General features: G+C 50.1%; 23 protein-coding genes. 12 read left to right on the top strand and 11 right to left on the bottom strand.

Features of this window, described 5'->3' with window-relative positions; translation table 11 throughout:
- The first annotated feature begins 88 nt into the window (after positions 1-88).
- From QRN24_RS01450 to QRN24_RS01465, 4 genes are all read left to right on the top strand, one after another.
- A complete protein-coding gene (locus QRN24_RS01450; protein ID WP_032677597.1) occupies positions 89-844 on the top strand; it encodes an AzlC family ABC transporter permease in 756 nt (251 codons plus the stop codon).
- The gene (locus QRN24_RS01455) at positions 837-1,136 is read left to right on the top strand and encodes an AzlD family protein (RefSeq protein WP_044859032.1); all 300 of its coding nucleotides are present in this window, start codon (positions 837-839) and stop codon (positions 1,134-1,136) included. Before QRN24_RS01450 ends, QRN24_RS01455 begins: the two co-directional genes overlap by 8 nt.
- Before the next feature lie 117 nt (positions 1,137-1,253).
- Positions 1,254-1,736, top strand: coding sequence for a glutathione peroxidase (locus QRN24_RS01460; protein WP_020885093.1), 483 nt, complete (start codon positions 1,254-1,256; stop codon positions 1,734-1,736).
- A gap of 171 nt (positions 1,737-1,907) precedes the next feature.
- Entirely contained in the window at positions 1,908-2,651 is a 744-nt protein-coding gene (locus QRN24_RS01465; RefSeq protein WP_284942246.1) for an SDR family oxidoreductase, read from the top strand.
- A 168-nt stretch (positions 2,652-2,819) separates the two neighbouring features.
- Here QRN24_RS01465 and QRN24_RS01470 read toward each other — a convergent pair whose 3' ends face one another.
- A complete protein-coding gene (locus QRN24_RS01470) occupies positions 2,820-3,131 on the bottom strand; it encodes a hypothetical protein (protein WP_025204747.1) in 312 nt (103 codons plus the stop codon).
- Positions 3,132-3,478: 347 nt separating this feature from the next.
- On the opposite strand from QRN24_RS01470, the gene QRN24_RS01475 reads away from it, so the two are divergent.
- Together QRN24_RS01475 and QRN24_RS01480 are read left to right on the top strand one after the other, a co-directional pair.
- Positions 3,479-4,156, top strand: a complete 678-nt coding sequence (locus tag QRN24_RS01475; RefSeq protein ID WP_050737422.1) for a DUF1963 domain-containing protein — start codon at positions 3,479-3,481, stop codon at positions 4,154-4,156.
- Between the two features lie 218 nt (positions 4,157-4,374).
- Entirely contained in the window at positions 4,375-4,674 is a 300-nt protein-coding gene (locus QRN24_RS01480) for a DUF6966 domain-containing protein (protein ID WP_044867644.1), read from the top strand.
- Positions 4,675-4,994: 320 nt separating this feature from the next.
- Here QRN24_RS01480 and QRN24_RS01485 read toward each other — a convergent pair whose 3' ends face one another.
- The 3 genes from QRN24_RS01485 to QRN24_RS01495 form a co-directional block, all read right to left on the bottom strand.
- Positions 4,995-5,870, bottom strand: coding sequence for an AraC family transcriptional regulator (locus QRN24_RS01485; RefSeq protein ID WP_044867642.1), 876 nt, complete (start codon positions 5,868-5,870; stop codon positions 4,995-4,997).
- 238 nt (positions 5,871-6,108) lie between these two features.
- The gene (locus QRN24_RS01490) at positions 6,109-6,366 is read right to left on the bottom strand and encodes a hypothetical protein (RefSeq protein WP_044867641.1); all 258 of its coding nucleotides are present in this window, start codon (positions 6,364-6,366) and stop codon (positions 6,109-6,111) included.
- 228 nt (positions 6,367-6,594) lie between these two features.
- Positions 6,595-7,470 (bottom strand): LysR family transcriptional regulator, encoded by an 876-nt coding sequence (locus QRN24_RS01495; RefSeq protein WP_032677603.1) that lies wholly within the window; start codon positions 7,468-7,470, stop codon positions 6,595-6,597.
- 128 nt (positions 7,471-7,598) lie between these two features.
- Here QRN24_RS01495 and gstA point away from each other — a divergent pair, with 128 nt between their 5' ends.
- Positions 7,599-8,204, top strand: coding sequence for a glutathione transferase GstA (gstA, locus tag QRN24_RS01500; protein WP_044867640.1), 606 nt, complete (start codon positions 7,599-7,601; stop codon positions 8,202-8,204).
- Between the two features lie 332 nt (positions 8,205-8,536).
- Here gstA and QRN24_RS01505 read toward each other — a convergent pair whose 3' ends face one another.
- Together QRN24_RS01505 and QRN24_RS01510 are read right to left on the bottom strand one after the other, a co-directional pair.
- Entirely contained in the window at positions 8,537-9,316 is a 780-nt protein-coding gene (locus QRN24_RS01505) for an SDR family oxidoreductase (RefSeq protein ID WP_044867639.1), read from the bottom strand.
- The gene (locus tag QRN24_RS01510) at positions 9,316-9,642 is read right to left on the bottom strand and encodes a nuclear transport factor 2 family protein (protein WP_284942247.1); all 327 of its coding nucleotides are present in this window, start codon (positions 9,640-9,642) and stop codon (positions 9,316-9,318) included. The genes QRN24_RS01505 and QRN24_RS01510 overlap by 1 nt, the downstream gene beginning before the upstream one ends.
- Positions 9,643-9,731: 89 nt before the next feature.
- Between QRN24_RS01510 and QRN24_RS01515 the strand changes: the two genes are divergently transcribed.
- Positions 9,732-10,058 (top strand): winged helix-turn-helix transcriptional regulator, encoded by a 327-nt coding sequence (locus tag QRN24_RS01515; RefSeq protein ID WP_014169010.1) that lies wholly within the window; start codon positions 9,732-9,734, stop codon positions 10,056-10,058.
- A gap of 581 nt (positions 10,059-10,639) precedes the next feature.
- Entirely contained in the window at positions 10,640-12,220 is a 1,581-nt protein-coding gene (locus QRN24_RS01520) for a phosphoethanolamine transferase (protein WP_284942248.1), read from the top strand.
- Positions 12,221-12,425: 205 nt separating this feature from the next.
- On the opposite strand, the gene QRN24_RS01525 is transcribed toward QRN24_RS01520, so the two are convergent.
- The 4 genes from QRN24_RS01525 to QRN24_RS01540 form a co-directional block, all read right to left on the bottom strand.
- Positions 12,426-13,322 (bottom strand): PhzF family phenazine biosynthesis protein, encoded by an 897-nt coding sequence (locus QRN24_RS01525; RefSeq protein WP_032682045.1) that lies wholly within the window; start codon positions 13,320-13,322, stop codon positions 12,426-12,428.
- A 137-nt stretch (positions 13,323-13,459) separates the two neighbouring features.
- On the bottom strand, positions 13,460-13,996 hold the full coding sequence (locus QRN24_RS01530; protein WP_223398338.1) for a GNAT family N-acetyltransferase: 537 nt from the start codon (positions 13,994-13,996) through the stop codon (positions 13,460-13,462).
- Positions 13,997-14,252: 256 nt separating this feature from the next.
- Positions 14,253-17,345: an autotransporter outer membrane beta-barrel domain-containing protein gene (locus QRN24_RS01535; RefSeq protein WP_284942249.1), complete on the bottom strand. Its 3,093-nt coding sequence runs from the start codon at positions 17,343-17,345 to the stop codon at positions 14,253-14,255.
- Positions 17,346-17,461: 116 nt separating this feature from the next.
- A complete protein-coding gene (locus tag QRN24_RS01540; protein WP_014169014.1) occupies positions 17,462-17,776 on the bottom strand; it encodes a lipoprotein in 315 nt (104 codons plus the stop codon).
- 175 nt (positions 17,777-17,951) lie between these two features.
- Between QRN24_RS01540 and QRN24_RS01545 the strand changes: the two genes are divergently transcribed.
- The 3 genes from QRN24_RS01545 to QRN24_RS01555 all read left to right on the top strand — a co-directional run bounded on the left by QRN24_RS01545 (position 17,952) and on the right by QRN24_RS01555 (position 20,762).
- Positions 17,952-18,584 (top strand): response regulator transcription factor, encoded by a 633-nt coding sequence (locus tag QRN24_RS01545; protein ID WP_014169015.1) that lies wholly within the window; start codon positions 17,952-17,954, stop codon positions 18,582-18,584.
- Positions 18,581-20,368: a hybrid sensor histidine kinase/response regulator gene (locus tag QRN24_RS01550; RefSeq protein ID WP_284942250.1), complete on the top strand. Its 1,788-nt coding sequence runs from the start codon at positions 18,581-18,583 to the stop codon at positions 20,366-20,368. Before QRN24_RS01545 ends, QRN24_RS01550 begins: the two co-directional genes overlap by 4 nt.
- Before the next feature lie 76 nt (positions 20,369-20,444).
- Positions 20,445-20,762 (top strand): YebG family protein, encoded by a 318-nt coding sequence (locus QRN24_RS01555; protein WP_044868194.1) that lies wholly within the window; start codon positions 20,445-20,447, stop codon positions 20,760-20,762.
- A 153-nt stretch (positions 20,763-20,915) separates the two neighbouring features.
- Here QRN24_RS01555 and QRN24_RS01560 read toward each other — a convergent pair whose 3' ends face one another.
- The gene (locus tag QRN24_RS01560; protein WP_284942251.1) at positions 20,916-21,752 is read right to left on the bottom strand and encodes a MipA/OmpV family protein; all 837 of its coding nucleotides are present in this window, start codon (positions 21,750-21,752) and stop codon (positions 20,916-20,918) included.
- Between the last annotated feature and the right edge of the window lie 36 nt (positions 21,753-21,788).

Raw genomic sequence — 21,788 nt, forward strand, 5'->3', positions numbered from 1 at the left:
TGTAATGTGACACTATTTATATTTACTGATAGTGTCACATCTTTTATTCTGGCGCCAGTATTTGAAATAGACGAAATGAGCGAAACGCATGAGTGAACAACGTGTGGATGTCAGTTCTGCCAGACCATTACTGGATAAGAGTGAAACGAAGAAAAAAGAAATTCTTCGTGGCCTGAAAGATGGGTTACCCGTATTACTGGGCGTGATCCCATTTGCGCTGGTGTTGGGTGCGCAGGCAAGCCATAAGGGGCTCACGCCTCTCGACGTTCCCTTGATGACAGGATTAAATTTTGCCGGCGGGTCTGAATTTGCCGCCATACAAATCTGGACGTCGCCGCCACCTTTTTTACTTATTATGGCCGTAACATTACTGGTAAACAGTCGTCATATTTTAATGGGGGCGACGCTGGTTCCCTTACTTTCTCGTTTTCCAAAACGAAAAGTCTTACCTGCGCTTTTTTTTATGACGGATGAGAGTTGGGCACTCAGTTATAATGACGCGCATTCCAGAAATAACAAAACGGCGCCACTGTTCAGCATGCCATATTATATGGCGGTCTCTTTATCTTTCTATACGATGTGGGTTTTCTGTACCGCACTCGGTGCGTTAATTGGCCCGGTGCTGGGCGATGTTCACCAGTATGGTTTTGATATGGCCTTTCCGGCGGTCTTTCTTGTGCTGGTCAGAGGCATGTGGAATGGCATTCGTAAAGCCGTGCCCTGGATAATCAGTCTGGTCGTCTCCGTGGCGGTATGTCATTTTATTGCCGGCCTGTGGTACGTCATTGCTGGCCCTTTAGCAGGATTAGCCGTTGCCGCATTTTTAGGGGGAGAGGATGCCTGATTATCAGACCTTCATCGCCATCGTATTAATGGCACTCACCACGTATGCAACGCGTGTGACCGCTTATCTTATATTACGAAACCGGGTGCTTACGCCCAGGGCGATGACGGTACTTAAATCCTCTCCCGGTTGTGTCATGCTGGCTTTCATTGCGCCTTTTTTTGCCTCCGGAAATCCCGCAGATCTGATCGCGTTAGGGTTAACGTTGATTGTTGCAATGCGCTTTTCAATGCCGGTGACGGTGATCTCCGGCGTGATGTTTGCCTTTATACTTCGCTATTATTTAGGGTAAGTTTCCAGACCTGCCGCGCAACCAGAAACAGAACCGACTTCCCACGTTTCATTCCCCGCCGCTGTGCGCGACGTGGTAATGTTGGCGTCGAACAGGTTCTGCGTTGAGGATCCCGCTATGACCACGTTTTATCAACTGACAGCCACCCGTCTGGATGGAGAGCCTGTCGCTATGCTCGACTTCGCTGGCAAGGTGGTGCTGGTCGTGAATACCGCCAGCCAATGTGGCTTCACGCCACAATACGGCGGCCTTGAGGCGCTTTATAAGAAATACGCCGCTCAGGGGCTGGTGGTGCTTGGGTTCCCCTGCAACCAGTTCGGTAAACAGGAACCCGGCGATGCCGACGACATCGCCAGGACCTGTCACATTCATTACGGTGTGAGCTTCCCGATATTCGAGAAGATCGAGGTCAACGGAGCCGCAGCGCATCCGGTGTTTCGCTATCTGAAAAACGAATTGCCCGGCGTGCTGGGGGGACGAATCAAGTGGAACTTCACCAAGTTCCTGATCGGACGCGACGGTAAACCGCTCAAGCGTTTTGCGCCGATCACCACCCCCGAGAAAATGGAAGCCGCAATCCTTACTGCGCTTGAACGCTAAGTATTGTGGTCATGATGGCCTGAACTCAGGAGGGTATTCATTGCAGGGGGCGTTTATCGCGCATCGCAGACGCCATGCCCGCATCTAAAATAGCACTCACGGAAAGATGTCACTCCCTCTCCTCATGCTATATCTCCATAAACATACCCATTAATGAAAGGACGTATGGAGATGCTGAGAGGCAAAAGAGCGGTTATTACGGGTGGGGGCAGGGGATTTGGTCAGGCGCTGTGCGTATGGCTGGCGCGGGAAGGCGTTGAGGTAGAATTTTGCGCGCGGCGGGCTGATGATATTCAAAAAACATGCAGCATCATCACTGCTGAAGGCGGTATGGCAAAAGGGTATATCTGTGATTTAACCCGGCCTGAATCCCTTTCTGCGTTTTCTTCACAGCTATTAACTTCAGACAAGCCCATCGATATTTTAATTCTCAATGCTGCCCAGTGGTTGTCAGGAACGTTAGACGACCAGCCTGATACCGACATTATTAATACCGTCAGTTCCGGCCTGACAGCGTCGATTCTTCTGACGCAGGCTCTGATGCCTGGATTAAGACGTTCAGACAGTGCTGATATCGTCTCAATTATCTCTTCCTGCGGGATCCCGAATTTCACGGATTCAATTGCGCACCCCGCTTTTTTCGCCAGCAAACATGGGCTCAGCGGATTTACAACAAAACTCGCACAGCAATTGTCCAAAGAAAATATACGGGTTACCGGACTGTACCCTCCTGATTTCGAACTTACAGGGTTAGATTCGAGTGTCGATAGTCAATGCAGAATGGGAGAGCGGCTCTTGAACGGGCGATCGGTCTGGGAAGCGATTCGTTTTGTGTTGGCTCAACCGCGCAGTTGTCATATAAGTAGCCTCTACTTTCAAGGTCCAACCCGCGAAGACCTGAGTGATAGGGTCTAAATCGGGGGGATGTTAAACAGAACAGTCTTCGCACAGAGCAGCATGTTGATACCAAATGAAACAGGCTGCTCTGTGCCCTAAGTGGATGCGTTGAGTCAATATGGGGGTTATGGCAAATCAGGGATTACGACAATTCAGGGATACCGACAGGATACCCGGAAGATGACATTAAAGCGGTGAAATTGCCTCAACAACATGCTGGAAAACGTAAGGGTCAGAAAGTAGCTTAAATTCTTCATCATCCGGGTAAGTGACCGCCACATGATAGTTTTCTCCAGCAAATGCCTTCACTGACTGCAGATCCTGCCAGTAAGTTGCCAGAAAGAAATGCTCCCAACTTCCCTGCGTTTCTCTGCGAACGAACGCGCCTTTGTTCCCCGATATGCTCCTGGAATGCTCTACCCCTGTTTTTTCAAGGTGTTTTGCAAAACCTTCCGCATGTTCAAGCGGAACACATCCATGCCAGGTCCTTACAATCATTAGTGTTCTCTCTTTAAGGATGGTGAGGGTATAACCATATCACCAGAAAGCACCTCATGGTGTGATTAACGAAGAACGCTATCTCGCACATCGATTTATCGGACATTCTTCACCTTGCTTCAGACTGAATCTCATGACCATGATAAATTTAGGTCACTTCCGTTTTTTGCTCGTAGCTGATCGTACGGCTTTTATGTCGGTCCGCTTTGTGCAAGAAGCGGACCTCCGTTACTATTCTGAAGAGGAAGCACAGAAATATTTAGGTCTGTTGGGTAATAATTACGATATATAATAAAAACTCCTCCATTTCAGAATCCAAGAGTATGGGCATACGCAAGGATGCAATTATGAAATCCAAGAGTGCGTTAGTTTTAGAAGAACTCAGATCCAAATTACGTACTGCATCTGTGGCACAAGTCGGTGGTTTCCGCCCTACAGCAGACCCAATTACATCCTGGTTTTTAAAAGGAGTCGCTCTTCCAGGTGAAGGGTTGCCAGTTTGGAAGGGGCAGCCGATGTTTCCGCTTCTCCAGATTCGCGTAGATGAGCTTCCCGTGATTCCTGAACAACTGAAGGGGATCGCGCTCTTAGTGCTTTATCATAATATGGAAAGCCATCCATTTGATAAACCTCATGGCGAGGGGTGGCTAATACGAGAATACGCCACCCTTGATGGGCTTGAGTTATTGCCTGCAATTAACACTCCATATCGAGCATTTCCGGTTCGGTGGGTGAGTGTCAATGATGATGCTCCAGGATGGGAGGATGCTTGGGATATTATTGACTTGTCTGACGTAAACGATGATGAGGATGCAAGTGATAGATTCTATGATGGTTTTAACCGGTACAGGGGAACCAAGGTTGGAGGATATCCAATGGAGATACAACATGGTGTGGGGATTCAAGATTTTGTCTTTCAAGTGGGGTCAGAAGAAAAAGTAAACTGGATGTGGGCGGACAATGGTATCGGCTACTTTCACAAATCCCCAGAGGGACTTTGGACGTTTTCATGTCAGTTTTACTAGAAACTCAACGTCCTCTCATCGCTCACAGCGGACCTTCTGCTCCGTTAGTTTGGCCGCTTTGTGCCAGGAGCGGACGCGGTCTCCTCTGTTCGAAGGACAAAATTTAATGAGCCACTACACTATCAAACAGACCTTTTTTCCGGTGGCTCTGAGCAAGTTGTAGTACCTGCACCGTGGAAAATACCTGACGTTAAGATACTTGGAAGTAGTGGTTTGAAATGAAAAATGAAATAAAGAAAACAGTAACTGACATCATTAAAATACTATCCTCAAATGAGGAGGGTTCATGGGCAAAAACATTTGAAAAACTGGCCATCGAACTCGATGTTGATTGTGAGTCATCCATTTACTCATTGAAAAAACTCTACGGCGGGATGGGGTCATTTAACGATATTGTTCTCCATAAAAATGGAATACCTCTAATTCGAGAAAATGACGAGTTAGATGATTTGAGACACAAACTCTATAAGCAACTTGACCATGCAATCGGCTTGTTAAAAGCAGGAGATTTACCCTAACGTCGTTACCGGTAGCGCCTTTGAGTTACTGGCGACGCTTACGATGAGAAAAGATAAAACTGCTATGTATTGACCCGGAAAACGACTGGAAACGCGCCCGGTAAAATATATCCGGATGCATGACTATGCAGCCAGCTGAATTACCACTCGGCTCGCCGAAACATGACCAATCGGCGGACAGCACTAAGGTCCGCTCCTCGCTCGTAGTGGACCTTCTGATCAATTAGTTTGGTCGCTTTGTGCCAGAAGCGGACGTTGCAAATATCACTGTTTTAATCGATGGGGAGCAGGTCAACGATAAACAATAACCCTGAATCAGCTCATTTTAACGGCAAAAAGATATCCGTGAGTAATTCATGTTCTGCTACCTCATGCACAAAGTTGTGGTAATGAAAGAAAAGCGGGAAGTCGCGAAGTTCCTCTCCGCTCTCTGGCAACCAGTCACGATACAGAGACTTAGCCAACTCGGTTAACGCATCATGCGATCCCTGATGACGTAACACCGCACAGCGACCAGCCGGAATGTCACTATTTATCACCCCGAAGCGATTGTCTTCAATAATGGGTGACGTGACGGTTCCGCAAATATGGAACTCAAATTCATCCGGCGGCGTTAAGGTTGGATCGTGTGGTGCAATACCGTATGTCTGGCTACTGGCAACCGGTGAAAAACCCGTGGTTTTTCGCCATTCAATAAAGCGAGCCGCCGTTTCGTTTATTCGCTCCGGTTGTCCATAATGTGTCAGCATTGCGACTGACGTCGCGGGGAAAGTAATGATCCTGACCTGGCTTTGCATGGTTTGTCTCCTGGCTTTGTAAGGTTCGGATATGCGCTTATGCCAATCCACCCAGGGGGGCTGCTGGCGGAATTGCGTCGGTGATAGACCGAACATTTGTCTGAAAGCACGGCTAAATGATTCAGAATGCTGGAAACCGGCGTCGTACGCGATATCAGTGATTTTCTCTAACGGATTAAAAGCCAGTCGATAAGATGCGCGTTTTAAGCGCATCATCTGGATGTAACGGCCAGGTGGCATCCCACAATAACTACAAAACTGACGATGGAAATGAAATGGCGAGAAGTGAGCCACTTCACTCAGTTTTTCCAGTAATAAAGCGTCATCGAGATGGTGGTCAATATAATCAAAGACCTGTTTAAAGCGTCTGGCGTAACTATCAGTTTTATTATCACACATGACTTCCTCCGTGCTGCTTAATATGCTCGAAGGCGATTCAGTTTGCCTGACCGATCTTGCTCAATGACGTACAAAGGAGAGCATTTCCAGGTGGCTATCTTTCGAACCTTTGACTTGCTCCCCATTGCTCAAGACTCTCGATGTCAATATGCATGCCGAACTTCCACTGTTCGCTCAAAGTTGCTCCTCAGCTCCACGTCAGGCGCGGAGTAAACGCATACGTGTAAGTGCACAATTTTCATGTGCCACTAAAGCAGCGTGTTCCCATCGACATTCTGTCAGCTTTATACGCCTGCCACTCGCGCCAGACATTCTCTGGATCAATATCGCGGTAGCCACGCTCTCTGATTATATCCTCGGCTGCTTCGGCCGGCAGGCGGATGGCTGTAGCGTCATCGCGGATGGACTCAACCTCATCGCGGGTCAATTCACGTCCCATGCCCTGTTCTTTATCAATCAGGACTATGATCAACGCAGGGATAAAAACAATCTTCATACTGATTAGTCTCTGAAATATTCGCATACCACTGTATCACTAACAGTTTTGATATAGTTTGACCTGTTCCCAGTTGATTGATACACGACATTGTGAGCAAGATCTATGGCGACTTAATTATGAACGTCTGCTGATTGCTCATAGCGGACCTTTTGCTCAGTCAGTTCGTCCGCTTCGTGCCACAAGCGGACATTTAACAAGGCGCTGAATTGAATAACACCAGCTGGCTCATCTTCGCTTACGTAGCGCATTAAGTAGCGTCTGCGTTGCATCAGAAGACGCTCCAGATGACGAACAAACCAGCCCAAATTCCCGGTGTATAGCAGGCGTCAAAGGCGCCACGCACAGGTTGCGCAGCGTCTCCGGCAGGGCTGATTCAGGTACAAGGGCGACGCCCATCTCTTCCCCGACCAGCTTACAGGCGCTAATCCAGTCGCGTACTGTCACGCGTATATCAGAAAGTTGCAAACCAGCCATTTCCATCAGGCTTTTTCCATTAACGACACATCCGCCTGTCGCCAGAATAAAGGGCTGGTCTGCCAGCGCCTTTAGCGTTATGCCATAAGCCCTGGCATGATGTGCCAGCTGATGTTTAGCTGGTATTACCGCGACCCATGCATCCTGTCCTAATATAACCTCTGCACGCCCGGGGCCGGGATTCATGACCACCCCAAGTTCTACGGTATCAGCGGCAAGCCACTCCTCGACTTCCTCGTCCGAGCCTTCCAGGACAACGATTTCAATACCCGGGTGCAGGCGCTTAACGTCGCGCAGAAGCCCTGGCAACAATGTGGATGTCACTGAGGGAAAACTGGCCAGGCGAATGCGCCCTCGGTGTAAGTCTCGGCTCTTATCAGCCAGTATGCGAATGGCATTCAGCTGCAAAAGCATGTTTCGTGCATTTTCAATAACCTGCTCACCCAGCGCGGTAATACCGATATACCGTCGCTCACGCGTAAATACCGGAAATCCAAGCGAAGCTTCGAGCTGGGCGATGGCCTGGCTGGCACCTGACTGAGTCATTCCTATCTCTTCTGCGGCGCGCGAGATGTTGCCGGCATCGGCGACGGCCACCAGCAGGCGCCAGTGTAAAAGATTCATCATGATTATCAGTAGCTCAGCTAATAGTTAGATTCTATATCATTAATTTTACAGCGAAATACGCGTCAAATACAGTGAGTTCAGAATTGCTTCGAATTTCTCGATGGCTTTACACATTTAACGGAGACAACATGAAACTCTATTACGCCCCGGATGCCTGTTCGTTATCACCGCACATTGTGCTGCGCGAACTGGAAATTGAATTTGAACTGGTGAAGGTTAACAACAAAAGCAAGCTCACTGCTGATGGTCGCGACTTCCGCACCATTAACCCTAAAGGTTATGTCGCTGCACTTGAATTGGATAATGGGCAGATACTCACTGAGGGGCCAGCCATTGTGCAGTACCTCGCCGATCTTAAACCAGAATATGGCCTGGCACCGCGCGCAGACAGTTGGGCTCGGGTGCGTCTGCAGGAATGGCTAAACTTTATCACTAGTGAAATACACGCTGGCTCGGCACCGCTGTTCAACCCCGCACTGCCCGAGGACATCAAAGCGATTTTTCAGAATAAGCTCTTCCGACAGTTCGATTTACTCCAGGCGAGGCTCAACGAAAACACTTTTCTGACTGGCTCATCCTTCAGCGTAGCGGATGCCTATCTTTTTACGGTGCTGGGTTGGTGTAAATTCTTCTCAATCCAACTGGAACGCTGGCCAGCGCTACCGGCGTACATGGAAAAAATAAATGCCCGACCTGCTGTACAGGCTGCATTACTGGCTGAAGCGTCTCAGTAGGGTAGGTAATCGCTTATTGCTGGACACAGCATGTTGAGTGTCTGCAAAGAGGTCGTCTGCCCTTTGTTCTACGCGGGCCTGAAGTTGCGCGTAGCGTTCTGCTCCGTAGCATGAGCTGACGCTGAAACCCATTCCCGGCGGCATTCACTGCTGCTTTCGTTTCATTATGGACTCAACGCCACGCGACTTTTTGCCTTCATCTATGCCTCAAGTCAGACCTTGCGGCTCTTATATCAGGCCGCTTTATGCCCTAAGCGGACGTTACGCCTGGCCACTCGTTTGTCGTGAGGAAACGTAAAGGCTCAAAATAATGCACTGTTTAAGATATAAAATTATACCGTCGGGACAGTACCGCCATCGATCACATATTCCGTACCGGTAATAGTGGCAGCACAGGATGACGCGAGGAAGACGATGAGGTTCGCCACTTCGATGGGCTTTGAGGGACGGCCCAGCGGAATTCCACCGAGTGCATTCATGATGATCTGCTTACCGCCCTCGTAGTCCGTTCCTGCCTGCTGAGCAAGTCGTTCCGCCATCGCTACCGATGCTTCGGTTTCTACCCAGCCAGGCGCCACACGCACCACCCGAATTCCCTTAGGGGACACCTCTTTCGACAGGCTTTTGCTGTACGCCGACAGTGCCGCTTTGGCCGCCGCATATCCGGTGGTCGATTCCGGTAACGGCAGTTCACGCTGAATAGAGGTGACGTGGATGATCACCCCATCCTGTTGCGCCAACATCCCTGGCAACAACGCGCGATCTAAGCGTACCGCAGGCAACAGATTAAGATTGAGCTCCTGTTGCCATTCTTCTTCCCCAAGGGCTGCAAACCCACCGCCGGGAGCGGTAGAACCGCCTGCTACGTGGATAATGATATCGACGCCGCCCAGGTGTTTCTGAACGGCGTCCACGACTAAATTACATCCCTGGATGGTGGTCAGATCCGCCGCCACGAAAGCGTCTGCGGTAGATTCTGCGGGCTCGTGACGCGCGGTGGTTAGCACCGTTGCCCCTTGCTGTATTAAAAGGTGGACAACTGCTTTGCCGATCCCTTTGGTACCTGCGGTAACCAGAACACGTCTGCCCTGTAAATCAAGATCCATCAGCATCAGATTATCTCCAGAGTCGCAATCTTGTCGCCAGCGAGGCCGAAAGTATGTGTAAGCATCACGGGGCTACCGGGAAAATTACCGACAACGTTCGTGGTGACTATTACCCGATCGCCTTGCGTGAGAACTTCAATGGGGTGAACGCTATAGTCGAACGCAGCCCGCGCCGCGCGTTGCCACGCTTCGATTGCCGCGTGCTCCCGATGGGTTTTACCTTCATCGAACACGACGGCATTGAGGGTAAAACAGCGCTTAACGCTGGCAATATCGGCACCATTGCCGATCGCAAAATAGGTTGAAATAGCTTGCGGTAGAGATAATGACATGGCCCTTACTCCCGTTATTTACAGTACGGGAATTTTTAACATAGACTTTAAAATTGACAAGTACGCACAAAAAAGTGAGCAACTGAATTATGAGTAAGTTATATAGCCCTGAAACCGCCGCAAGCGGCGTGGAACAAGTTCTGCGAATGCTGGAAGGTCGCTGGAAACTCATTATTCTGTTTCATCTTTTCGACGGAAAGGTGCAACGCTATTCTGATTTTGAAAAACTGATCCCCGAAATTTCGCAGAAGATGCTGGCACAACAGCTGCGACAGCTGGAGGCCGACGGCATTGTGTCACGTAGGGTATATCCCCAGGTTCCACCGAAAGTCGAATATCGGCTCACTGAGTGGGGGCAGGCGCTGTGTCCGGCTCTCGATGCGATGCTGAAATGGGCAGAAAAACGCGAGGTTTAGGTGCTCGGGTACATTTTTGTTTATGATCGAAAATTGTTGATGTTCATTCCTTGCTGCTAGCAGACCTTGCGGCTCTTATTTCGGTCCGCTTTGTGCCGGGAGTGGACATTATTTTTCTCGACTTATTCTAAATTCAATGCAAGGTACTATTATTGAATATATCGTCTGGGTTAAATTATGAACACAACCAATCCCATAATGGGCAATATTATGAAAAGGAGGAATATTGGCATATGGCCTCATGGCCGCATCCCTGCCCATAGGCTGTTATGCGGACGTACAACGCATTGAGTGGAGTAGGGAGCATGATAAAGAGCGAAGTATGAAAATCGAAATCTACTAATCCTCGTAGTACCGAAGATTGCCGGCATACTATAGACTCTGGCACCCGCAGCGTTTCATATTCTAAAAGTCCTCAAGAAAGCTAAACAAGGCGTCCTGATTCTGTGAACCCTTTGAGCTTATGGAGCATATTTGCATTAATTAATCAAGCTCAGCTGATTATATAATAAACAAGAACCACACTATTTTCTATATTTAAATAAAACGGATAAAAACCGAGCCAGTTTAGGTGCTATGAAATGTTATTAACTCTTAAAAAAACTTGTTATGATAATTTTAGATTTGTTTTAAGTGGGGCGTTTTTTATAATTTCAGTATCCATTGTTGTTATTGTTAATTTTATTGGTGCGCGTTATAATTTGGTCATTAATCGCACCTTGGTTTTTGCCTTTCTGTTATTAACACTTCTTTGCATTAATAGCAAAGTATTAAAAAACCTTATTGGCTTTATAGCCTTAACATTAATCGCTGCTGATTTATCTCTTCAGATGTATGCCTGGAATCACTTCAATGCTAAATTTGACTATGGTTTTGCATTAAGTGTAATAAATACTACAGGTAGCGAAGCATTTTCAATGTTAGGCGTTTATTGGAGAAGTTGTGCAATTTTTATGGGGTTGCTGTGTTTATTTATTTTAACTATTAACTGTAGCACAAGTACCCTGCCGTTAAAGTATAGGCGATACCCTGCAATATTATTCGTGCTTTTGCTAACTGGCTATACTGTACAGGGTATACTGCATCAATTACGAAAAAGCAATGTTGATAGCCTTGCTCAACGTGTTGTCAATTCAACTCCGCTGAGCACGGCTACAGTCTTTATGCAAGCCATCTCTGATATGAGTATTGCCTCCAGTATTAATAATAATACACCTGACTATTCAATATCACTATCAGATACCGGAATTGATAATTATGTGATTATTATTGGAGAGTCTGAGCGCAGTGCAAATATGAGCATATATGGATATGAGCGAAGCACGACTCCTGAACTGGAAGCAGAAAGGAAAAATCTTCTGTTGTTCCAGCATGCCATTAGCCCCGCGCCAGTGACCATTATGGCTGTGCCACTTGCGCTCACTGCTGATTCAGTACAGGAAGCAGATCCCGTTAAGTACAGTGACAATATTATTAGTATAGCGAACAAAGCCGGGTACGATACGTACTGGTATAGCCACCAGGGAAAAGGGGGCGCATATAATAATGTGATTACAGGTATCGCTATGAAAACCAAACACCATCAGTGGATTGATCAGGGGTTCGATGACTCTTTGCTCCCGGAACTTGAATCAACGCTGAAAACATCTGGTAAGAAATTAATTGTGCTACATCTATATGGTAGCCACGAACCAGCCTGCGCGCGCTTCCCAAAAGATGCATCCGTCTTTAAAGATGGAAATAAAGATGATGATTGCTATGATAACTCTGTGCGCTTCACGGATTATGTTATGGGGAAAGTTTTTAGCCAACTTTCAAATACACGCTCTTCTGTATTTTACTTTTCTGACCATGCCTTAATACGCGATCCTTCACGTTCAGTGGTATATTACCATGCAGGGGCTAATCCCCCCCGGGAAGCGTTATCTGTCCCAGCTTTCATTTGGTATAGCCCTAAAGTTGAAAGAAAGAATAAGTTGATCGGAGACTACGATACGCCATGGTCTACCGATGATGCGAATACCCTTTCCGAATTATGGCTCGGAATACATCGGGTTGAAAATGATATCGTTAGCTTGCAAAAGTGGCTACAGGACTATCAAGAACCGATTGTAATTAAGGATACAACGGGTAAGAAATTTAATTGGACGGATATAAAGTAGTTGAAGCTATGATTTTTAGTTAAAAATTATTCTGCCGATTGACGGAAAATACATGACTATGGGAGCCAGGCCTGAAGAGGTACTGGCTCGTACTCTCAATATTCATGACCAGCTCTCCATTGATTGATTTATACACTATGCTCTGAGTCAGTCTTCATCGGGTGTGATAAAAATTGCGACATCCGCACCTCATTCACCGCGGCCGTCAGGGCAATGTAAATGAGCCTTCCATGACAACAACGCTTTTTCCTCCTACCCGAACTGACGGGCTTTCTGCAGTGCCGTCATAACCTGAAAATAATATGCTGGCGCGCCCCATATCAACGCCCTGGCTTACGCGAAGAGAGAGCTCTTTTTTATTGCGAAGCTGAGCCAGCAGAGCTGTTACTGCGCCAGTCGCGCTGCCTGTTGCCGGATCTTCGGTCATGCGTGGCGTAAACATCCGGGCCTGCAAATCACACGGGTCTTCAGGATCCGTTTCCAGCGTATAGGCGTAAATGGACACCGCACCGTCGAGGGGCAAAATAGCCCGGAAACCCTGCAAATTGGGTACGCAACAGCGAAGCGCATTTCGGGTCGCGAGTTCGGCAATCAAGAAAGGCAGGCCAACAGAGGCGACGACAGGCATATGCATTTCAGTGCGTATATCACTGGCTTCAAGAGAGAGGCAGGCCGCCACGTTTTCTGGACTGACTTCTGAGTGGCAGGATAAAGCTTGCGGAACAAGAAGCTCTGCACCCGTGACCTTTGCATTTTCTCTGATAATCCTGACAGGTACCCGCCCGGCAGCCTCTTCGAATATCAGCGTTTCAGGTAGCGATTCGCCATTCAGTTCAGCCTGATACGCCAGGACAAAAGCAGTCCCAATATTGGGATGACCAGCGAAAGGGATTTCACGCGTCGGGGTAAAAATCCGTACCCAAGCCGTATGTGATGGTTCTTCAGGAGGTAAAACAAACGTCGTTTCACTGTAGCCAAATTCTAACGCGAGCAGCTGCATTTGCTCAGTGGTCAATCCCTCGGCATCCAGAACGACAGCTACCGGGTTACCGCAAAACGGTTTATCAGTAAACACATCTGCAATCACATAACGTCTTCTCACCAGGACCTCAACTTCCATGCCTTAAAATGAATTTATACTCAACGAGTTTGTCGTTTTAATATACGCTCACGTGAAAACATAACCCACTGGCATTTACCTGTATGCGTACTTTTCACCTTAACGACGGACGGTGATGTTTACCTGGTTTTGTTCATCCACTCCGTTAAGGTGAGTGAATACAAAAGGCTCGGCGGTGCGTCTTTAATATCATGTATATCTCTGACATATCTCAGTCCCGTTTTCTCAAGAACGTTCTGTGACGCCAGATGGTTAGCTCTGACAACGGCTGAGATCTCGGTGAGTTTCCTATCATCAAAACCATACCTTACCGCGCGTGTAGCAAATTCTGTCGCCAGGCCTTTTCCCCAGGCATCTGTCGATAACCGATATCCAAGATTGTTAATCACACAATCGCCATAGCTACGGATGCTCAGACCACCAAATCCGATGATTTTTTCAGGGGATTCGAGAAGCGATATGGCGAAGCTACCAAAGCTGTGAGTTTGCCAGTGGGCGAGCCAGCGATTGAGAACCGTTTTTGCATGATCAATATCCGGGTAGGGGCCTGCGGGGTTAAACGTGTTCGTCGCCGGATCACCATAAATTCTGAAGAGATCCGCTACGTCTGATGCCATTACCGGGCGAAGGCACAATCGAGTTGTTTCAATTCGCAAACAGGCCTCCTGATATGTGTTGACGGGAAATATGTCTTTCATTAATTAATGCTCTCTGATTTAAGCATATATGTGTTTTGACGTAATTCGACAGATCCGATTGTGTGCTGTCGTGGCGAAACGCTCACGACGAATACCCTGGTGTGTTAACCAATGGGCACAGGTCAGCCTCACCAGACATCAGGATGCGATGGACAGAAAACGGACAAAAAAAGACCCGCAGTACGCGGGCCTGTATAAATGTTGAAAAGGGTAATCAGAACGACCAACGCAGGTTAGCGTTGACCGAATTGATGCGGGTGTCTTGACCGAGTTGCCCCTGATAACCGACATCCAGCGTCGCAGCGCGCGACAGCTGTACGCTGACGCCGATATCGCCCACCATCACGTCCTCATCAACGGCCTGGCCCTGGGTGATGAACGCATCACTGCCGGCAAATGCCATCCGCGATGAGGTGTTTTTATCCCCGTAGGCGTGCTGCCAACCCAACGAACCATACAGGTTAACGTTTTTCGGCAGCTCGGTGACGCCGCGCATCCCGAGCGTGGAGTAGAAGGTGTTCATCGTTTCATTACGCACGCTCAGCGCGGCGGCACCGCCATCTTCCCTGAAACTGTCGGTATGCAGTCGAATCCAGGACAGGTTGATAAACGGTTCAACATTCATCGCCGGCTGGCCAAAACGGTAGCCCGCCTCGGTAAACGCCAGCAGCGAGTTGGCGTCGTAATCTGACTTCAGGCGGTCCGAGAAACCACTGAAATCAACGTTGCGCTCGCCTTCAATCTTGTGCCAGGTGTAACCCAGTGCGCCGCGAAGTGAGAACGCATTCTGTTGCGCTGCGGCATACAGGCCAAGGTGATAGTTGTCGGTATCCGTGGATGAACGACGGCTATCGACGTCGTAATCACCACGGCTATAGCCGAAGTACCCCCCGACACGTACGTTATGGTCAGCCAACTTGCGATCCGCGCCCAGCAGGAAGCCGGTGGTGTTGCCGTCCAGCTTGCCTGCGTTACCGTTGTCGCGCGTTCTGCTCCAGGAACTGAAGGTCTGGCCCCATACGCCGTTATTTTGTTGCTCCGGCTGTTGTACCAGCGACATCGCTAACGGCGGTATCGGCAGACTGTCATTATCGAACGCGCGCTGCATGCGCTGGTTCAGTACGTTGAACAGCTGAGTGCTGCCGGCGATCAGGTTAGACTGTACCGACGGGTAAACTTCACCTGACAGCTGGTTGAACGCCTCGCGCGCTTGCGGTGCGCTGAGTACCAGCAGAGAGTTATACAGCGCCAGGGAAGGGCCGTTTTGTGTCAGCGTGGAAAGCGCGCCGGCGGTATTCCACTGGTTGCTGGTGTTGGCCACCGTCTGGAAAATACCCGGTTTACCGCTTCCTGGATTTTCTCCACCTGGATTCTCGCCGCCTGGATTCTCGCCGCCTGGATTCTCGCCGCCTGGATTCTCGCCACCTGGATTCTCACCGCCCGGATTCTCACCACCCGGATTTTCACCCCCAGGGTTCTCACCGCCCGGATTCTCACCACCCGGATTTTCACCCCCAGGATTTTCACCCCCAGGATTCTCTCCGCCGGTCTCTTTCTGCGCGATGGTGAGATCGACAGCGTCGGTGCTCTGTTTCAGTGCCACGTCCAGGAAGGCGGATTTGGAGATGGCCCCGGCGAACTGGCCGTCAATTCCCCCCTCGGAGGTTAGAATGCGATAGCTTTGGCCCGTTTTGTAGCTGGTCTGCGGATCCAGTGCGGTAACCTGTACTTTAGCCTGATCGCTGATGGTCGTTTTGCCAGACACCAGTAACTGATCGCTGCGGCCGTCACCGGCGATATCAACGTCATAGAACGATTCACCCACAAAGTTCAGGTAGCGTTTCAGCGTCAGCGTGCCGATAGTGCCATCACCGGGCGAGATATGGCCGCCGGAGAGGATCTCTGTCTGGCCCAGCGTGCCGTTACCGCCCAGCGTGCCGCCGGCTTTGATCGACGCGGCGCTGCTGTAACCTTGTCCGTTACTGACCTCCGATCCCGCCGTCGCGTTGAGGATCAGCGTGCCGCCGTTCTCGGCGCTAAGCGTCTGCACATCAAAAATATCGTCTTCGGGTTGGGTGTTGATATTGCTGGCAATAATGACTTTTCCACCGCGCGCGGTCACGTTCGCCTTGAGCCCTGAAAGATCGCCGTTCAGCGTGGTCTGACCGGAGGTATTGATCACTTCACCTTCGCCGCTCATCTTGTTGCTGAAAACGTAATTTCCGTCGGTATGGTTGAAATAGACATAGCTGCCGAATAACCCACCCCGAAGGCTGATTGCCGTCTTCGCATCAAGAGTGCCCGCGCCGCCCGCCGCGCTGAGCGTCGGCTCCGTTAAACCGGTGCCGGAGTCCATATTGCCGCGGCTGCCGATTATCAGCGCGCCCCGGTTCGAGCCGGAACCCGTCATCCCTATTACCAGCTCATTACCGCCAGCGGAAAATGCACCGCCGTCCATGACCGACAGTACGCCATTGCCGTAATCGCCAACGCTAACGCTGCTGGCACTGGTAAAGCGCGAGCCCTCGCCCGCGATGACCAGCTCGGCGGTTTTACGTGCGCCAGAGACGCCCGCCACCTGAATGTTGCCCACGTTAACCGCTCCGCCGTTGAGCACGTCCAGATCGCCATAAAGCGTGAGCGTACGGCCAACATTCCATTGCGAACCGGATCCCGTGACGGTGGCTTTCGGGCTCAGCTTGTCGGTTTCATCTGGGCCGGAACCATTGCCGATACGGGCATCGTAGGTGGTGTTGAGCGACGCACCGTTTTCAATCGCCAGCGTGGAGCGGGCTCCCAGGTCAGTGCCAACGCTGAGAAAATTACTCACTACGCGTGAACCGGCGCCCGTAGCGATTAGGTGGCTGTCGTAGCCACGGGTGGTACCGACCACGATCTCCTTCGCGCTGGCCAGCGCACCGTCTTCGACTCGCAGGGTGCCCAGGCCAAGATTCAGGCCACCACGCAGAATGTACTGATCGTTAACCGCGTTCAGCTCGGCGTTTGGTCCGCGGACCGTGACCGCGCTTTCATAAATTTGGCCGTTGAACAGTCGACCGATATTGATGTTATAGGCAGTGATTTTGCCATTATCGATCAGCAGGTTTCCGCGTTGGTTACGGCCGACGTAAACATCGCCGGTGTAGCCTAAAGATTCGGTAACACGCGCGTCGCCGTCAAAAATGGCATCCGCTGCGCGAGCGAAATCGGCAGGGGAGAGCATCAACAGCGGTGCGGAAAATAGAGCGAGGTAAAGTCTGGAAAGCGGTGTCTTAACCGCTAAAGAATGCGATGTAGAGTTATTCACGGGCTATCTCCGTACTCATTGGCATGATGTCTGGAAAATCGTTTTTATATGAAACTCAAATGTGTCGGGAAATTTAAAAGGCGTTATTATTTGTACGCCTTTTGGTATTGAGGAAATTATTTATGCGTGACAACCGGCGTACAGGTCGGCGCGCTTAGCGTCGGCGCAGATCCTAAAATTCCAGGCATCATCATTGATGAGCAATCGAAAATTCGCCCTTTTTCTGTCGTGGCGCGATAAGAAAGTTTTTGGCCGCCCAACGCATCCGGCTGGGCACCATTCACGTTGGTCACCGTTATTTCGTCCGACGAGCCCAGCCCCAGCATTTTAGCGGTTTCCGCCTGCAGCAATGGAATAGCCTGATCGGTTTTCAGGGTGGAACAACCGGCTAGCATCAACGTAACGGTTAAAGCGATTAGTGGTCTTTTCATAAATTATCCTTTATATCCAACCAGTTAAAATCACTGATTGTATTTATGTTTTCTATTACCCAAATCAGCGGGTAATATATTTCTCTTTCCTAATTGAAAAAACCCTCCTAAAGTAGGGTGGGTCGATAATAATTCATCTGTACTCTCAGATACGCGAAGGTGAAAGGAGATTCCTTTGGGGCAGAATTATGCGTTGGTCGTTGATGATCATCCATTGGTAGCAAGCGGCATCGCCAATTTTCTGATTACACATTGCCGGTTCAAACAGGCGTATGTCGTGACGAATGAAGAAGATTGCTACCGTCATATTAGGGAAAATGGCCCGCCACGTTTACTGGTAATCGATTTTTGGCTATCTTCCGGTACGGCGTTGAAATTACTCAAAGAAGTGAAACAGCTTTACCCTCAGGTGCGCCTCCTGGTCGTCAGTGGGGATGAAAATAACGATATCTGGCAGAAAGTGCATACGGCCGGAGGACACGGTTTCGTATTGAAAAGCGAACCTCCTGAATTATTCTCACGGGCCGTTTTTGCCCTGGCGGATAATCTGACATGGTTTCCTTGTGCAAACGAATGTGCCGTTAAGACGAATAATGAGCAGTTAAGTAAATTTAACTTAACGCCGCGGCAAATTGATGTTTTGAATATGATTATGCGCGGCCTGCCAAATAAAAGAATTGCCGCCCAGCTTTCTATTTCTGAACCCACGGTAAAAGAACACATCAGCAATATTCTGAAAAAGATAGGCGTTAACAGTCGGGTGGAAGCCATCACGCTACTGCATGGCAAACGGGAGCCGTCGGAATGAGGTTTTTCCAGGGCTTACAGAACGATGGCATCTCTCCCCCCGCGCAAATTCGCCTGCTGAATAATACGTTTCTGCGGCTGGTATTCAGCTTTAGCGCTGTGCCTTTTGTCGGCATTCCTTTCGCTATCTGGATCCATTTGCTGGGGGACGATCTGGGTCCCACCATTATCTGGATAATAATTTACTTGCTCTGTGCTGTGGCGATCCGAATAGTGCATCGGCGCTATCAGCGAGAGGTTAAAGAAAATGATGATGAGGCCGTCCTGCGCCGCTGGCTTCCGCGCATTAATAAGGTGGCCTTTTTTCACGGGCTGGGGATTTCATCACTCTATTTAATTACCCCGCAGACGCAGAATTTTGACTTTTTCCTGCTCCTTAATATCAGCATTGCCGCTATTGTCGCTGCCAATGCGACGCATCTGACGCCGGTCATCAGCACCTTCACACGGTTTTTCTTTGCCTCCTGGGGGGTTCTGACTCTCGGTATCATCCTGCGACTGGATGACCTGATGTTCATCGTGCTGATGCTGAACCTGCTGTACGGCTTCGCAATCTATCGCCATGCGTTAACGTCCCACGCGTTTTTTATCCAGCAAGCGCTGCTGGAAGAGCAAAGCTCACGCCTGGCGGAGCAGTTCCGGCAGGCCAAAGAAGAAGCGGAACAGGCGTTGCTCGATAAAAATCAGTTCCTGACGACCGCCAGCCACGATCTGCGCCAGCCAGTGCATGCCATGGGCTTTTTGATCGAAGCCATTATCCACAGAAACCAGGACGACAGCCTGACGCCACAGCTGCTTGACCTGCAACAGAGCGTTCGTTCGGTGCACCTGATGTTCAATTCCCTGCTCGATCTCAGCAAAATTGAATCTGGCAATGTAATGACCGCCCCTACACGCATGGACATCGGCACGCTTCTCGACTCGGTGATCACCCTGTTTCGCGAAGAGGCCAACAGTCGCGCACTGCGGCTGCGAACCTGGCGGCCCAAACGTCGCCTCTTCGTGATGGGGGACCCGCTGCTGGTGCGTCAGTCCTTGATTAACCTGATACAAAATGCCCTTCGCTATACGCAACAGGGCGGTGTGCTGGTTGCCATCCGTCCGCGCGGTGTCGAGTGTCTGGTGGAAGTATGGGACACCGGGGTGGGGATCGCCGACGACGAAAAAAGCAAAATCTTCTCGCCTTACTACCGCCCCGAGCTGGCATGGAAGATCGACAGCGCAGGGCACGGGCTGGGCCTGGCGGTGGTTGCCCGCTGTGCCAAGCTGATGAACGTGAAGTATGGAATGCACTCCATTGAAGGCAAAGGTTCACGCTTCTGGATGCGCTTTACGCAATACACGGGTGACGTGAAAGCGGTGGATCCACTGCCCGCCGGTGACAACATCGCTACACCGGTACGCTATGCGCCACTGCATGGCTCCTGCCTGATCGTTGACGACGATCCGCTGGTGACGTCCGCCTGGGAGAGCCTGATGAGCCTCTGGGGGATTAACGTGCGCTGCGCGGCCTCGGCCGAAGACGCTTTTGCCATCATTGACGACGGTTTCACGCCATTTGCTGTACTGTGCGACCAGCGCCTGCGATCCGGCGAAAGCGGGTTCGACATCCTGAAAGCACTTTTCGAACGTCTGCCCGACATGAGCGGCGCGATGGTCAGCGGGGAGTTTAACTCGCCGGTTCTGCTGGAAGCGGAGCAGGAAGGCTACCTGGTGTTGCGTAAGCCGCTGGAGCCAGCCAAACTGCATGCGCTACTGACACAGTGGTCTGCAGGCTCGGGCTAAAACGAAAGTACAATTTGACTGCAACACAATTCTGGACATGCTATACTGTATATAAATACAGTATGAGAGGTGCGTAATGGCTGTTGAAACAAAATATGTTGTCGTACGAAAAGGTGAAGAGAAAATGACATTTGCCAGTAAAAAAGAGGCTGACGCTCACGACAAACTGCTCGACATGGCAGAAGCGTTCACCGACTGGCTGTTGCAAAGCGGAATGCAGATGGATGAAACGCAGGCTGAAAATCTTGGGCTGTATCTCGCCGAGCAGAAAGAGGCCGTGCAGCATATTCTGCGTACCAGCAAGCTTCCCGATTTCAATGCCGCCACTGCCACAGATAACCCCGAGCCAGATGCGGCTGGCAGTAAAAAAATCAGAGCCGTTAAAGCTGCCTGATCGCCAGAGTGCATCATCGATTCTGATGCCCCGAGTCAGGGGGTCATCAGGGCGTGTTGAGTGCCGCCCCGTTATCTGACAGGGGCGGGACGAATACATATTTATTGAGAGTTCAGAGCGAGAAGTCGTCGGGAAGCACTCATCCCATCACGATCAGAAGCTGTACGTCACTTTCAAACTTCCCGTGGGCGATGTTTTTCGTTGAACAATGGGGCTATTGCCTGCATCTCCCGTCAACTGCGTAACACCTGTTGCGACAGCTACGCTCCAGTCCGGGGTGAGCTTGTGGGTCCAGTCCACATTCAGCGAATAAGCATAAATACCGGATCCAGCATCATGTCGGGAAAACCCCGATGCTGCTGACTGTGCGGCATTCACCCCGTAGTAAGTCTGCATGTATTTGCTGGATCCCCAACTGGTGGTCAGGGCCAGCGTCAGGGAATTTTTCGGTGATGTATAAAGCGGGCTGATAATACCGAAGTGCAGGGCCTCACCGTTGTTTCTTTCAGAAACCGGCACTTCAGCCTGCAATTGCACACTCAGCCAGTCGGTCACCTTATACCCCAGTCCGGGCACAATGATGGCCGAGCCTTTGACGTCACCCATACCCCGCAAGTCGTCACTGCCGGAGCTTATTGAATCGCTGTTCACGTCACGATCCTTGCGACCAGCGCGGTAGCTCAGCGCAGCGTTGTACTCCAGTTTACCGACACTGTTACCGTAACCGATACCCCGCGTGGTGCTGATAAAGACGCCATTTGCCATGGAGTAATCAAGCACTAATGCTGTAGCGGCGCGGCTTTTATCCGAACCAGAATAGCGTGGCGCAATATCCACACCTCCCCCCAGGGTCAACACGTTACCCTGGTTCTGTTCTGCCGCCAGTGTCGGGGTGGTCAGAAACGCCAGAACGACTCCCGGCACTATTTTTTTCAGGCTGCGAGGCGGGAGCAAAGGAGGAAACTGATGACGCAGTGCGATGTTTTTCATTAAAGAAGTCCTTGTGGATTCAAATGATGACGATAC

Source organism: Enterobacter sp. MEB024 (assembly GCF_030209635.1).
Classification (GTDB): Bacteria; Pseudomonadota; Gammaproteobacteria; order Enterobacterales; family Enterobacteriaceae; genus Enterobacter; species Enterobacter ludwigii.